The sequence below is a fragment of the Streptomyces sp. A5-4 genome (assembly GCF_051131715.1).
Lineage (GTDB): Bacteria > Actinomycetota > Actinomycetes > Streptomycetales > Streptomycetaceae > Streptomyces.
Genome location: NZ_CP178591.1, coordinates 1,954,249 through 1,967,419, shown reverse-complemented (window position 1 = coordinate 1,967,419; position 13,171 = coordinate 1,954,249). Strand labels below are relative to the sequence as shown.

The following is a 13,171-nucleotide window of genomic DNA, read 5'->3' as shown; positions in this document are numbered from 1 at the left end:
GCGAGCCGGCCCGTCAGGGACGCGGGGCCGCGCCCCGGGCCTTCAACAGGTCCGCCATCAGGCCGATCTCGGACCGCTGGGCATCGACCATGCCCTGGGCGAGCGACCGCTCCGCATCGACCTCGCAGCGGTCGGCGCAGCCCTGCGCCATCGTGACCCCGCCCCTGTGGTGGTCGGTCATCAGCTGGAGGTAGAGGATCTCCGCCTGCTTGCCGTCCGCCTTGCCGAGCTTCGCCAGCTCGGTCCTGGTCGCCATGCCCGGCATCAGCGACCCGTCCCGCGTCTCGTGCGTGCCGTGCCCGCCATGGCCGTGGGCGGAGCCGCCGGATCCACTCGATGCCATCCAGGACATCGGCTCGTCCGACGAGACCTTCGGTAGTTCCCAGAGGTCCAGCCAGCCGAGCATCATGCCCCGCTGGTTCGCCTGGGTGTTGGCGATGTCGTACGCCAGCCTGCGCACCTCCTCGTCCTTCGTGCGGTCGCGCACGATGAACGACATCTCCACCGCCTGCTGATGGTGCACCGACATGTCCCGGGCGAACCCGGCGTCCGCGGACTCGACGGCGGGCATACGGGACGCGGCATCGTCGTTCCCGTTCCCGACGGCGACCGTGACGGCCCCCGCCGCGAACAGCAGCGCCAGGACGACGGCCGTGACGGCCGCCCAGTAGGTGCGGGTCATCACGGCGTGCCCATCCCGCCCGTGCAGGCCGCGCCGGGCTCGGGCGTCTGCGGTCCCTGCACGTACTTGGTGAAGAACTGCTCGACCCGCTTGTCCGACGCGCTGTCCACGGTCAGCTGCTTGCCCCACGCGCTGAGCATCAGGGCGCCGGCCTGTTCCTTGACCGGGCTCATCAGCGAGTACGACGTCTTGCCGACCTTCTCGGTGAGCTTCTTGACGTCGGCGTCCGACGCCTTGTCGTTGTACGTCACCCACACCGCGCCGTGCTCCAGCGAGTGCACCGCGTTGACCTTGGGAATCTCTTCCTTGTAGACGTTCCTGTCGCAGTTCATCCACACCTGGTTGTGGTCACCGCCGACCGGCGGCGTCATCGGGTACGAGACTTCCTTGGTGACGTGGTTGCGGCCCAGCTTTTTCGCGTCCCAGGACTTCTCGCCCGTCACGGGCGCCTTGGACTGCGCCACCCGCTCTTCCTTCTTGTCGGACTCCTTCATGAAGAGGTACGACCCGAAGCCGACCAGGCCCGCGACGACCACCGCGCTGGTGACGACCGCGATCAGCCGGTTGCGGCGCTCGCGCGACTGCTCGGTGCGCCGCATCTCCTCTATTCGGGCCTTGCGTGACGCGTTGGAGCCCTTGTTGCTAGCCATCGTGTTGTGTCCTTCTGGGGAAAGGGGCGGAGGATGGGAGAAACCCGGCTGCGGGCGGGCCCGCTACGTCCGCATCACCTGAAGGACATGCCGGCCGGGCGCGCGCGCCAACGACCCGGAGTCGCGGACCGGGTTCGCGACGAGCGGCGGCGCCCGGTGCGGCGGCTCGGCGGCCACCGGGGTGGCCGGCGGCGGAGCGGTGAGCACGGCGGGGGAGAGATGCGCGAAGACGCCGCAGTGCTGGGAGTCGTACGGGCAGGTGTACGCCTGGGCGCCGGGGGCCTGAACGGCGACCGTGACGGCGGCGTGCTGCTCACGGGACTCGGCGGCGCCCAGACAGACGAAGAGCGCGCAAAGGAGCGTCGCCACGACGCTCAGTAGCGCCATGGGACCCGTGGTGCGCGTGATGCGCCCAGTGCGGAATCGCCGCAGTCCCTCCATGGCCCGAGATCGTAGTGGGCGCGTGCCTTTCCTACGTCATACGGGTTGCCTGCCGACCGCGGGACGGGAGAGATCCGGCAGGTCGCCAATCCGTTGTTCCTGGCGCGAACCGGATACGCGGCGGCCCTGCGGCCCGTCCCGCGCGAGCCCGTGGGAGCCGGCGCGGCGGGCGGGCGTCCTCACGGGAACAGCCCGTTGGATCACCGGAGCGTGGGCTTCAGGGCCAGCGTGAAGGAGTGTCCGGCCGGGTCGGAGTACACCCGCTCGTCCTGCCGGCCCGGGCTGTGCTTGGTCTCCACGGGCATCGCGCCGAGGCCCACCGCCTCGCGCTCCGCCTCGTCCATGTCGCCGCGCTCCACCAGGACGCGCAAATGGGCCTGCTGGGAGTTCTCGGGGCGGGGCCAGCTGGGCGGCGCGTAACCGTGGTCCCTGCGCATCGCCAGATGGACGCCGTCGTGCCCGACGACCTCCACGAAGTCCGAGTCGACACCGAGCCGGACCTCCGCGCCCAGCAGAGCGGCGTAGAACTCCGCCAGTTCCGCGGGCTCCGCGCAGTCCAGGACCAGGAAGGCGCTCTTCGCGACCGTCATGTGTTCTCCACTCTCCGAGGGCGGGCCCGGCAGGCCGACGGAGATCTCCCTACCCCGGGGTTGCCCCGGCACACGGACGCATCGCCCCGGTGGGCGCGGGTACCCGTGCGGAAACCGCCGGTGCCAGGGCCCGTCAGCGGTCGCGCGAGCGGGCGCACCGGGCCAGGCTGGGAGTGCCGCCGGCCGCAGCAGAGCACCGAAGAGAGGAAAGAACCACGGTGAACAGCACAGAACAGCCCGAGACCCAGGTCCTGGTGGAGCTCACCGGATGCTCCAAGGAGGACGCGCACACCGTGTTCGGAGCGCTGCGTACCTCCTTCGAGTCCGACCGTGCCTCCGACGACGTACCCGCGGAGCAGCCCGGCGCCCGCCCCACGGTGTGGAGCGCGACCTTCGACGTGGCCGACGTACGGCAGCAGGCCGCGCCGACGCGCCTCGCGGGCCCCGTCCCGGCCACCGTCCAGGGCGGCTACGAGGCGGTGGACCGGCTGCGCGAGCAGCTCGACGCCGCGTTCACCGTGCAGGAGGAGGGCACCGCGTCAGGAGATCAGGAGAAGGAGCTGCAACTGCGCCTGGAAAGCGGGCAGTAGCTCTGTAACAGGCACCGGGCGTAGGGGAAGCCGGGTGTACGGAGAGGGAGCTCTGCCATGCCGGCCGACAAGACTCAGGACCTTCAGGGTGCGAGACAAGGACGCGACGAATCGCCCGAGGAGCGCGCGGACCGCCGGTGGGGCGAACTCCTCCAGGAACTGCGGGTCGCGCAGACCGGTGTGCAGATCCTCTTCGGGTTCCTGCTCACCGTCGTCTTCCAGCCGCGTTTCACCGAGCTGTCGGACGTCGACCGGAACATCTACGTCGTCACTGTCGTCCTGGGCGCGACCACGATGGGCGCACTCGTCGGCCCGGTGTCGTTCCACCGGCTGGTCACCGGGCGGCGGATGAAGGAGGAGGCGGTGGTCTGGGCCTCCCGGCTCACCGTCTGCGCCCTGTTCCTGCTGCTCTGCACGATGGCCTCGTCGTTGCTGCTCATACTGCGCGTGGCGCTGCACAACACCTTCGCGCTGTGGCTGGTCGGCGGCCTGGTGCTGTGGTTCGTCCTGTGCTGGTTCGTGCTGCCCACCTGGGCCCGTTACGCGAGTACGGCCAAGGACTGACCGGAGTCAGTCCTTGGCCGTACAGGTCGAGCCCTGCACGCGTTGTTACGCGGCGCCGCCACGGGTGCCGGTGCCGTACGCGGTGCGGCGCGACTGCGCCGGCGCGCTGCGGCGGCCACGCTGCGAAGCGGCACTGCGCTTCGGGCGCTCCGAGACGGGCGACGAGATGACCACGGGGACACCGGAGGGGGCCTGCGCACCGGTGATCCGGGCGAGCTCGGCGTCGCCGGAGCGGACCTGGGCGGTGTGCGGGGTGATCCCGGCGGCCATCATCAGGCGGGTCATCTCGCGGCGCTGGTTGGGCTGCACCAGCGTGACGACGCTGCCGGACTCACCGGCGCGGGCGGTACGGCCGCCGCGGTGCAGGTAGTCCTTGTGGTCGGTGGGCGGGTCCACGTTGACGACCAGGTCGAGGTTGTCGACGTGGATGCCGCGGGCCGCCACATTGGTCGCCACCAGCACGGTGACGTGACCGCTCTTGAACTGGTCGAGGGTCCGGGTGCGCTGCGGCTGCGACTTGCCGCCGTGCAGCGCCGCCGCCCGGACACCGCTGTGCAGCAGGTCGCGGGTCAGCCGGTCCACCGCGTGCTTGGTGTCCAGGAACATGATCACCTTGCCGTCGCGGGCCGCGATCTCGGTGGTCGTGGCCTGCTTGTCGGCGGGGTGGACGTGCAGGAGGTGGTGCTCCATCGTCGTGACGGCGCCCTTGGAGGGGTCGACCGAGTGGACGACCGGGTCCTCCAGGTAGTTCCGGACGAGCCGGTCGACGTTACGGTCCAGGGTGGCCGAGAACAGCATCGTCTGGCCGCCGGGCGCGACCTGCTGAAGCAGCTCGGTGACCTGCGGCATGAAGCCCATGTCCGTCATCTGGTCGGCCTCGTCGAGGACCGTGATCTTCACCTGGTCCAGGCTGCAGTCACGGCGCTCGATCAGGTCCTTGAGGCGGCCCGGCGTCGCGACGACGACCTCGGCCCCGCCGCGCAGCGCACCGGCCTGGCGGCCGATGGACATACCGCCGACAACCGTGGCCAGGCGAAGCCGGACGGCGCGGGCGTAGGGGGTGAGCGCGTCGGTGACCTGCTGGGCCAGCTCGCGGGTCGGGACCAGGATCAGGGCCAGCGGCTGACGCGGCTCGGCGCGCTGACCGGCGGTCCTGGCCAGCAGGGCCAGGCCGAAGGCGAGGGTCTTGCCGGAGCCGGTGCGGCCGCGGCCCAGGACGTCGCGTCCGGTGAGCGCGTTCGGCAGCGTGGCGGCCTGGATCGGGAACGGAACGGTGACGCCCTGGGTGGTCAACGCGGCGAGCAGCGCCGCGGGCATGTCCAGGTCGGCGAAGGCCTCGACGGCCGGAAGCGCCGGAGTCGTGCTGACCGGCAGGGCGAACTCGCCCTGCGGAGCGACGGACTGGCGGCGGGCCGGCGGGCGTCCGCCGGAAGAGCGGGTGGGAGCCTGCGAGCGGAAACGCTCGGTGCTGCTGCCACCACTGCGACCGCCACCGGCGGCACCGGCGTGACCGCCGGAACGGGGGCGAGCGAAACGGTCGTTGGAGCGTGCTGTGCGGTTCATGCTGAACCTTCCTCGATGGGCACGTATCGAGGAATTCCGGGCAGCAGATTGTGCCGCAAGGAACCGCAAGAACGAGCCGAGATAAAAAAGCCGAAATGAAGTCCGTGCTGAAAGGTGAATACCTTGGATCAGACGCTTCGAAGTGGCTGGGATCCGCTCATGGAAAGCGGAGGGAATGGGGTCGGCGTGAATCGTGGCCGACCGCTCATGCTCGATCGCGGAATACGGCGATCGATTGGGGGCAACGATCCGGAGCAACGAGTCGGGGCCCGCACCCTCAGGTGCGGGCCCCACTCGTGTACGCGTCAGCGTCAGGCGGGAACGATGTTCTCGGCCTGCGGGCCCTTCTGGCCCTGCGTGACGTCGAAGGTCACCTTCTGGCCTTCCTGAAGCTCACGGAAGCCCTGCGTGGCGATGTTGGAGTAGTGGGCGAAGACGTCAGCGCCGCCACCCTCCTGCTCGATGAAGCCGAAGCCCTTTTCTGCGTTGAACCACTTCACGGTGCCAGAAGCCATTTTTTTTCTCCTTTTGGAGCTGTGCTGGAGGACCACCCTGTGTGGACCTCGCGTCGCGTTGCCGCGATGATTGCCCCGTCCGGAAAAAGCACCGGAAATACGAAAGTGCACCCAGCAGCAGGAGGCTGCGGGAGCACTTGAAGTTTTTGGGAACCACAACTGCAACTGAGATCAACAGTAGCACGGTGTGGGCGGACGGGTGGGGAGGGCTATGTCACTCTGTCGTGGCGCCCTAAACCCTCCACGCCCGCCTCTTTAAATTCTGTAGCTGCGGCACTAGATATGGCGATTCGCCGGCTCCTCGCCATGCCCGCGCAGCCCGTCGTTGATCTTCAGGGCCTCTTCCAGCTGGTCTTCGAGAATGACGATCCGGCAGGCGGCGTCGATCGGAGTGCCCTGGTCGACCAGTTCGCGGGCGCGGGCGGCGATGCGCAGCTGATAGCGGGAGTATCGGCGGTGGCCGCCCTCGGAGCGCAGCGGGGCGATCAGGCGTGCCTCGCCGATGGCCCGCAGGAAGGCGGGGGTCGTGCCGATCATCTCGGCCGCCCGGCCCATGGTGTAGGCGGGGTAGTCGTCGTCGTCGAACCGGTCTGCCCCGGGGTTCCGGGTGTCGCGGTGGATCTCTGCGGTCACTTGCACCATCTTCTGAAACACGCTTTCCGGTACGCGTGGAGCGGGTCCCTCCAAGTGTGGCATGTCTGCTCCCGCCGTGACAGATTTCCTGTCCCGGCGCCCCGGCCCGGCCCGGGACACGCCGCCCCCGGCGGCCGGGAGGCGGCGCCTCCGCGGAATCGGGTCGGCGTACCGGAGGAAGGGCCCTCGACCGGGCGTTACGCACGGCACCCGCCAGCAGGCACTATGGGCGGGAAGCGGGACACCCGGTGGACACGGGTTGTTCGGCCGGGGACCCGCAACGTGTTGGAAACCGTGTGGTGGGATGCTCAGAGACCCCGACGTGCCCGCGGCGTGGGAGCAGGCGCTTGACCAGCAAGGATGGGTGGAAATGGATAAGCAGCAGGAATTCGTGCTCCGTACGCTTGAGGAGCGCGACATCCGGTTCGTGCGCCTGTGGTTCACCGACGTGCTCGGCTTTCTGAAGTCGGTCGCGGTGGCCCCGGCGGAGCTGGAGCAGGCCTTCGACGAGGGCATCGGCTTCGACGGCTCGGCGATCGAGGGCTTCGCCCGCGTCTACGAGTCCGACATGATCGCCAAGCCTGATCCGGCCACCTTCCAGATCCTGCCCTGGCGGGCCGAGGCCCCCGGCACGGCGCGAATGTTCTGCGACATCCTGATGCCCGACGGCTCGCCGTCCTTCGCCGATCCCCGCTATGTGCTCAAGCGGATCCTCGCCAAGACCTCGGACCTGGGTTTCACCTTCTACACCCACCCCGAGATCGAGTTCTTCCTGCTGAAGAACAAGCCCCTGGACGGCACCCGGCCCACGCCCGCCGACAACTCCGGCTATTTCGACCACACCCCGCAGAACGTCGGCATGGACTTCCGCCGCCAGGCGATCACCATGCTCGAATCCATGGGGATCTCCGTCGAGTTCAGCCACCACGAGGGCGCCCCCGGGCAGCAGGAGATCGACCTGCGGTACGCCGACGCGCTCTCCACCGCCGACAACATCATGACGTTCCGCCTCGTCATGAAGCAGGTCGCGCTGGAGCAGGGTGTGCAGGCCACCTTCATGCCGAAGCCGTTCAGCGAATTCCCCGGCTCCGGCATGCACACCCACCTCTCCCTCTTCGAGGGCGACCGCAACGCCTTCTACGAGTCGGGCTCGGAGTATCAGCTCTCCAAGGTCGGCCGGTCCTTCATCGCGGGTCTGCTCAAGCACGCCGCGGAGATCTCGGCCGTCACCAACCAGTGGGTCAACTCCTACAAGCGCATCTGGGGCGGCGGGGGACGCACCGCCGGCGCAGGCGGCGAGGCCCCCTCGTACATCTGCTGGGGCCACAACAACCGCTCCGCGCTGATCCGCGTCCCGATGTACAAGCCGGGCAAGACCGGCTCGGCCCGCGTCGAGGTCCGCTCCATCGACTCCGGCGCGAACCCCTACCTGACGTACGCGGTGCTCCTGGCCGCCGGCCTCAAGGGCATCGAGGAGGGCTACGAGCTGCCGCCTGGCGCCGACGACGACGTATGGGCGCTGTCCGACGCCGAGCGCCGCGCGATGGGCATCGAGCCGCTGCCGCAGAACCTCGGCGAGGCCATCACGCTCATGGAGCGCAGCGAGCTGGTCGCCGAGACGCTGGGCGAGCACGTCTTCGACTTCTTCCTGCGCAACAAGAAGCAGGAGTGGGAGGAGTACCGCTCCGAGGTCACCGCCTTCGAGCTGCGGAAGAATCTGCCCGTGCTGTAGGCGGTCCCGGGGCGGCGTCTCGTTCCACGTCCGGGCGAACCGGGCGCCGCCCCTCGTGGCCGGCCACCTGTCCGCCCCGGGGGCCGCAGCCCCACGACCATTTCTCGGCGGTTCCGCCCCCGCCCCCGCCTCGCATTCGACGTCGTCGGCCCCGCGGGCCGCCCCTTTCGCCTCTGCCGTCAGCCGAGCATCGCGCGAAGATCGTGTGTGAGCAGGCTTTCATCGAGTCGATCGGGGCACCGGAACGGCATGCCGAAACCAGAGCGTCTTCCCCCCACGCAGGCGACCGGCCGCGCGGCACGCACCGAGGGGTCGGGCAACCGGTGACCGTGCGGATCTTCGCGCTTCCGGGTGTCTACGCGCCGCAGGACGACACCTCCGTGCTGGTGTCGGCCCTCCGCAGGGAACCGGCGCTCGGTGGCTCCGACGTCCTGGACGTCGGTACCGGCTCGGGGGCGCTGGCCGTGGCCGCCGCCCGGCACGGCGCCGCCCGGGTCACCGCGGTCGACGTGTCGCTGCGCGCGGTCCTCACGGCCCGGCTGAACGCCCGGCTGGCCGGGTACGGCCGGACCGTGCGCGTGCACCGTGGCGACCTCCTGGAGCCGGTCCGAGGACGCCGCTTCGATCTCGTACTGGCCAATCCGCCCTACGTACCCTCGCCCGACCTCCGCCTGCCGCTCCGGGGGCCCGCGCGGGCGTGGGACGCCAGCGGGGACGGGAGGGCGGTGGTGGACCGGCTGTGCGCGCGGGTCCCGGGCCTGCTGGGCCCGGGGGGCGTTTTCCTGTTGGTGCACTCGGCGCTGTGCGGCACCGCACCGACCGTGCGGCAGCTCACGGCGCGGGGGCTTGAGGTGCAGGTGACCGACCGGTGCTTCGTGCCGTTCGGGCCCGTCATGCGCGGGCGGGCCGGCTGGCTGGAGTCCCGGGGGCTGATCGTGCCGGGACAGGACAAGGAGGAGCTGGTGGTGTTCCGTGCACAGCGGCCATGATGTACCCGCGGGGCAGGAGGCCCCCACGGGCGGCCATGACGTCCCCCCGGGTGGCGGCGGGGACGCCCGGCGGGTGACCCAGGAACCGGGCGGGCCCATGCTGATCGAGGGGCCCGTCGAGGTCGTCACCGAGGACGGTGCCACCGTCCGGTCGGACCGGCCCGTGGTCGCGTTGTGCACCTGCCGTCGCAGCCGCATCTTCCCGTGGTGCGACACCAGCCACCGCGGGCGCCGCAAGCCGCCGACCGGGTAGCGGGGCCGCAGGGGGTCAGAGGGGGACGCGCAGCGAGCTCTCCCCGGCCCGCCAGGCGCCGAGCAGCTGTTCGCCCAGCCGGTCCTCCAGCCAGTCGGTGGCCGCGATCCCGAAGGCCACGTCCGGCGCCAGCTCTGGCTCGTCCGCCAGCAGCCCCGCCACCACATCACGCCGTACGACCTGCTCATGGACGGCGTCGGCCGCCACGTGCTCCGCGTAGAAGTGCACCGCGGCCGGGCCCGCCCCCAGGCCTTCCATCGCCGCCGCCAGGCGGCGCGAGCCGGGCGAGGAAGTGACCTCGACATGCGCGAAGTGGCCGACGAGCGCGCCCCGGTGCGCCCGGTGCAGGCCGAAGAGCGACATCAGGTTGACGACGGCCAGCATCTGCCGCGACCCGGCCACCAGATAGCGGCCGTAGGCGGCGTCGAGGCCCAGGTCCTCCAGCAGGGCGGCGAACAGCCCCGAGTGCACCCTCTCCGCCCGCCCCGCGCCGAACTCGTCGTACTCCACCGCGGCCATCCCCGCCTTGGCGCGCCCGGTCAGCCGGGGGATCACCCAGACGTGCGGGTCGGCCTCCTTGAGGTGGTAGAGCGAACGGTGGGCGGCGTATTCGCGCAGGTGGCGCAGCTCGCCCTCGTCGCGCAGGAAGTACGAGACGCCCTCGCCGTCCACCGGTTCGAGCAGCAACTCATCAAGTGCCGCCGCCACGCTGTCGGCGGGAGTGACGTCGGAGCGCAGCGCGTCGAGGAACCGCCGCTCCAGCGCGGCGCGCAGCCCCAGCAGCCGCGGATTCCACTCCCAGGCGTCGTCGACCCCGGTGAAGCCCCGGTAGTGCAGCTCGTAGCAGAGGTACAGGGCGAGCTGGAGGTCGTCGCCGTAGGGCTCGGCGTATGCCACCGCCTCGTCGTCCGGCAGCTCGTGCGCCGCGTCCGGGGTGCGGCCGAGTGCCTCGACGACCTTGGCGGACAGCGGCCCGCGGTCCGGTGGCAGTTTGCTCACCTGGGCGCTCATGACACGTACGTCTGATCAGAGGACATGGCACACGGGTTCCCGCTGGTCACGGGAATCAACCCCGTCGCCATGTCCTCGCGGTCGCCGGTCAGAAGGTCCAGCGGTTCTGGCTGTAGACGCCCCTGCCGAAGCCGAGGACCTTGCTGGGCTCCACCCGGAACACCAGGGCTCGGCCGCCGTCGCCGTGGAAGGCCCCGTCGCGTACGTCGAAGTGCCAGACCCGGCCGTACTTCTGCTCGTACGCCTCGGCCAGGCGGCGCAGCCGGGGCTCGTCGGTCTCCTGGACCGCCTCGCCCTCGACCACCAGGTCGAAGCCCTCGTTCAGGGCGTTGGACCCGGTGGTCAGGACGACCTGGGGGTTCGCCGTGAGGTTCTTCGCCTTGCGTTCCGCCGGGCCGGTGCAGAAGTGCAGCGCGTCGTCCAGCCACACGCCCAGCAGCGGTGTGACGTGCGGGCGGCCCTGCGGACGTACGGTCGTCAGCCAGAAGATCTCCGCCTGCTCAAGCTGTTCGACCGCCGCCGGCCAGGAGGCCGCGGTGGCGTTCTTGTCGCTGTAGCGGGTGTCCAGTGTGGCTTCGTTCGCGGGCATGACAGGTCCTCTCGTTCACGGTCCGTATTCCCTTTCGGGAGGGCAGACCGCCGTCGGGAGCGAAAGTCATCGGAAGTCAGCGGGGGGCCCGTGCCCGCCTGGGCCGCGACCGGCGCCGGGCCCACCGGCTGCCAGGCGGTGGCCTTGCGGTCGCCCGCGCCCCGGCTGCTCCAGTAGAGACGCCCGTCCAGGCCCACCGCCGCGACGCAGCTCGCCCCCGACACATCGGTGGTGGCGGCGGGCGCGCCCGCGAACAGGAAGTCGCCCCGCTGCCACCGGGGCCGGCCCGCCGCGGCCCCGGACAGTACGGCCGTGCCGAGGTGGCCCGAGCCGTCGCGCGCCGCCAGCAGCGTGCCGGTGGCCGTCGCGCCCGTGCCGCGCATGCCCTTGCTGCCCGCGCCGGGGCCGTCCGTGCCGGTCGCGCTCACCGGGCCGAATCCGGCTCGGCCGCCCAGGTCCGTGACGGTGGCCGTGTACGGGGTGGCCCCGCCGGTGAAGTGGGCCGCGAGGACGGCCCCCGAACCGGGCTTGCGGAAGTACAGCCGTACTCCGTCACCGTCCGCCTTCGCCGTCATCGGCAGCGTGCTGGCGGGCAGCCCGGTCGCGACCGGGCCGCGCAGCGGGGCGCCGGGCGCGCCCTGGGTCCAGGCGAGGGACGACGTGAGGGTGTGCGCGAAGACGTACTGGCGGCCCGCACGGTCGGTGGCGACGACGGGGTCGCCGTACACCGTCCGGCCGCCGAGGGCCCGCCACGGTGCCCAGCTGCCGTCCGCGCGCTGCGCACGGGCGCTCAGCGCGTGGCCGCCGTCGCGGAGGTAGACCGTCGCGCGGCCCGCGCGGTCCACGGCCACCGCCGGCTCGCTGATGTCCATGGATCGGGCCGCGCCGGGCGGCCTCGGCATCCCGAGCGAGCGCCAGGGCCCGAACGCCGCGCCGGGCGTGCTCTGCGCGGCGGTCACGACGTCCCTGCGGTAGCCCGCCGGGCCGCCGAAGGACGTACGGGTGGTGAAGAGGGCGACGCGGCCGTCGGGGAGCTTCTCGGAGACGACCCCGCCGTCCATCCCGGCGCCGGGCAGCAGCTTCGGCCCGCTCCACCTGCCCTTGGCGCCGGGCGGCCGGTGCCACACGGCGACCCGGGTGTCGAGCACCGAGAACGCCCACAGTTCGCCGCCCGCCCCGCTCTGCAGCCAGGAGGTGCTTGAGTTGCGGGAGTAGCGGATGCCGGGAGCCCAGCCGTGGCCCGCGGGCCGCGCCGCGACCTTGCGGTCGCCGCAGCCCGCCTCCGCGTCGCAGTAGTTGCTGGGGTACTCGCTCCACGCGTACGTCTTGAGGGTGCGCAGCTTGTCGCGCAGCGCCGCCGGGTCAAGGACGTGCGGCAGCCTGCCGTTGAGGTAACCCAGGTAGTTCTGGACGGTGAAGTGCGGGTGTCCCGCGACCTCGCCGTACCGGGCGAGCGCCCGCTGCGCGAACCGGGCGCCGTACATGTGGTCCTGGTGGTCGGGGAACAGGTGCGGATTGGGTACCCGGCCGTTCGTCGGGTCCAGCATCCGTACGAAGGTCGGTTCGAAGCGCTTCAGCACCCCGGTGATGGTCCGCTCGACCTGGTCCTTGGAGTACGTGTAGTTCTCGGCGACCGGGGTCCCGGACGACAGCTCCGAGGCCAGCCGCCGCACCCGCCCGCCCCAGAGCCCGTGCAGGCTGTGCGGCCGGTTCGCGGTGCTGCTGCCCGCCTCGTGCAGCTGCAGCCAGACCAGGTTGACCTCGGGGCGTGCCTTGAGGGTGTCGAGTTCGGCCCAGCCGCCGCCTTCGGTGCGGATCGCGGAGCGCTGCCAGTCGCTGGTGCGGTCGCCGGTGGCCATCTCCGCGTACGCGGCCCGGATGCCGTTCTGCCGGGCCTCCGCGTACCGCGCCTTGTCGGCGGCGGGCAGCGGGATGCCCTTGTACTTGCGTCCCCGGGGCGCGTTGACGCCGTCCGCCTCGCCCGCGGTCAGATACACCGAGGCCAGGCTGTGGCCGGAGCGCAGCGACTGGCTGAGGTCGGGGTTCATGAAGAACAGGTCGTCGTCAGGGTGGGAGACGATCTGCACCACGGACTCGCCGTCGGTACGGACCGGCTCGACGGTGGCGGCGGTGGAACCGGACGGAACGGCCAACTGGATGCCCGCCACCGCCACCAGCAGGGCGGCCAGCAGCACGCTGAGCAGACCACGGCGGGACAACGGGGCGGAGTGACGGGCCTTGGGCGACATAGGAACGGTGCTTTCGGTGTGCGGCGGCGATATGTGGGGGGGCGCCCAGGACGGCGCGGATCCTCGCGCAGCCGGTTGAGCAGCAGTGAAGACGACGGAACGGTGTATCACGTTCATCGC

Annotated in this window: 15 protein-coding genes; 5 read left to right on the top strand and 10 right to left on the bottom strand. The window is 71.1% G+C overall.

The annotated features are described in order from the left end of the window. Nucleotides 1-13: 13 nt before the first annotated feature. The 4 genes from ACLLJJ_RS09030 to ACLLJJ_RS09015 form a co-directional block, all read right to left on the bottom strand. A complete protein-coding gene (locus ACLLJJ_RS09030) occupies nucleotides 14-682 on the bottom strand; it encodes a DUF305 domain-containing protein (RefSeq protein ID WP_434588774.1) in 669 nt (222 codons plus the stop codon). Continuing rightward, on the bottom strand, nucleotides 682-1,332 hold the full coding sequence (locus tag ACLLJJ_RS09025; protein WP_434588772.1) for a DUF3105 domain-containing protein: 651 nt from the start codon (nucleotides 1,330-1,332) through the stop codon (nucleotides 682-684). Before ACLLJJ_RS09025 ends, ACLLJJ_RS09030 begins: the two co-directional genes overlap by 1 nt. Before the next feature lie 63 nt (nucleotides 1,333-1,395). Further along, nucleotides 1,396-1,719 carry a hypothetical protein gene (locus tag ACLLJJ_RS09020; RefSeq protein WP_434588770.1) on the bottom strand — a complete coding sequence of 108 codons (324 nt, stop codon included), beginning with the start codon at nucleotides 1,717-1,719 and terminating at the stop codon, nucleotides 1,396-1,398. 254 nt (nucleotides 1,720-1,973) lie between these two features. After that, the gene (locus ACLLJJ_RS09015) at nucleotides 1,974-2,363 is read right to left on the bottom strand and encodes a VOC family protein (RefSeq protein ID WP_434588768.1); all 390 of its coding nucleotides are present in this window, start codon (nucleotides 2,361-2,363) and stop codon (nucleotides 1,974-1,976) included. 218 nt (nucleotides 2,364-2,581) lie between these two features. On the opposite strand from ACLLJJ_RS09015, the gene ACLLJJ_RS09010 reads away from it, so the two are divergent. Both ACLLJJ_RS09010 and ACLLJJ_RS09005 read left to right on the top strand, forming a co-directional pair. Next, nucleotides 2,582-2,953 carry a hypothetical protein gene (locus ACLLJJ_RS09010; protein WP_434588766.1) on the top strand — a complete coding sequence of 124 codons (372 nt, stop codon included), beginning with the start codon at nucleotides 2,582-2,584 and terminating at the stop codon, nucleotides 2,951-2,953. Nucleotides 2,954-3,010: 57 nt separating this feature from the next. Next, nucleotides 3,011-3,517 carry a DUF6328 family protein gene (locus ACLLJJ_RS09005; RefSeq protein ID WP_434588764.1) on the top strand — a complete coding sequence of 169 codons (507 nt, stop codon included), beginning with the start codon at nucleotides 3,011-3,013 and terminating at the stop codon, nucleotides 3,515-3,517. Between the two features lie 45 nt (nucleotides 3,518-3,562). On the opposite strand, the gene ACLLJJ_RS09000 is transcribed toward ACLLJJ_RS09005, so the two are convergent. The 3 genes from ACLLJJ_RS09000 to ACLLJJ_RS08990 form a co-directional block, all read right to left on the bottom strand. Beyond that, nucleotides 3,563-5,080 carry a DEAD/DEAH box helicase gene (locus ACLLJJ_RS09000; RefSeq protein WP_434588762.1) on the bottom strand — a complete coding sequence of 506 codons (1,518 nt, stop codon included), beginning with the start codon at nucleotides 5,078-5,080 and terminating at the stop codon, nucleotides 3,563-3,565. A 311-nt stretch (nucleotides 5,081-5,391) separates the two neighbouring features. Next, a complete protein-coding gene (locus ACLLJJ_RS08995) occupies nucleotides 5,392-5,595 on the bottom strand; it encodes a cold-shock protein (RefSeq protein WP_028811307.1) in 204 nt (67 codons plus the stop codon). Nucleotides 5,596-5,871: 276 nt separating this feature from the next. Further along, nucleotides 5,872-6,228, bottom strand: a complete 357-nt coding sequence (locus ACLLJJ_RS08990; protein ID WP_434588759.1) for a MerR family transcriptional regulator — start codon at nucleotides 6,226-6,228, stop codon at nucleotides 5,872-5,874. A gap of 370 nt (nucleotides 6,229-6,598) precedes the next feature. Here ACLLJJ_RS08990 and ACLLJJ_RS08985 point away from each other — a divergent pair, with 370 nt between their 5' ends. The 3 genes from ACLLJJ_RS08985 to ACLLJJ_RS08975 all read left to right on the top strand — a co-directional run bounded on the left by ACLLJJ_RS08985 (nucleotide 6,599) and on the right by ACLLJJ_RS08975 (nucleotide 9,202). Then, nucleotides 6,599-7,960 carry a glutamine synthetase family protein gene (locus ACLLJJ_RS08985; RefSeq protein ID WP_434588757.1) on the top strand — a complete coding sequence of 454 codons (1,362 nt, stop codon included), beginning with the start codon at nucleotides 6,599-6,601 and terminating at the stop codon, nucleotides 7,958-7,960. A 329-nt stretch (nucleotides 7,961-8,289) separates the two neighbouring features. After that, on the top strand, nucleotides 8,290-8,949 hold the full coding sequence (locus ACLLJJ_RS08980) for a HemK2/MTQ2 family protein methyltransferase (RefSeq protein WP_434600350.1): 660 nt from the start codon (nucleotides 8,290-8,292) through the stop codon (nucleotides 8,947-8,949). Nucleotides 8,950-9,022: 73 nt separating this feature from the next. Further along, the gene (locus ACLLJJ_RS08975; protein ID WP_434588755.1) at nucleotides 9,023-9,202 is read left to right on the top strand and encodes a CDGSH iron-sulfur domain-containing protein; all 180 of its coding nucleotides are present in this window, start codon (nucleotides 9,023-9,025) and stop codon (nucleotides 9,200-9,202) included. Nucleotides 9,203-9,217: 15 nt separating this feature from the next. On the opposite strand, the gene ACLLJJ_RS08970 is transcribed toward ACLLJJ_RS08975, so the two are convergent. From ACLLJJ_RS08970 to ACLLJJ_RS08960, 3 genes are all read right to left on the bottom strand, one after another. Continuing rightward, complete coding sequence (locus tag ACLLJJ_RS08970) at nucleotides 9,218-10,213, bottom strand: iron-containing redox enzyme family protein (RefSeq protein WP_434588753.1); 996 nt, start codon at nucleotides 10,211-10,213, stop codon at nucleotides 9,218-9,220. 88 nt (nucleotides 10,214-10,301) lie between these two features. After that, a complete protein-coding gene (locus tag ACLLJJ_RS08965; protein ID WP_434588751.1) occupies nucleotides 10,302-10,802 on the bottom strand; it encodes a pyridoxamine 5'-phosphate oxidase family protein in 501 nt (166 codons plus the stop codon). Then, nucleotides 10,691-13,051: a PIG-L family deacetylase gene (locus ACLLJJ_RS08960; protein ID WP_434588749.1), complete on the bottom strand. Its 2,361-nt coding sequence runs from the start codon at nucleotides 13,049-13,051 to the stop codon at nucleotides 10,691-10,693. Before ACLLJJ_RS08960 ends, ACLLJJ_RS08965 begins: the two co-directional genes overlap by 112 nt. Nucleotides 13,052-13,171: the final 120 nt, after the last annotated feature.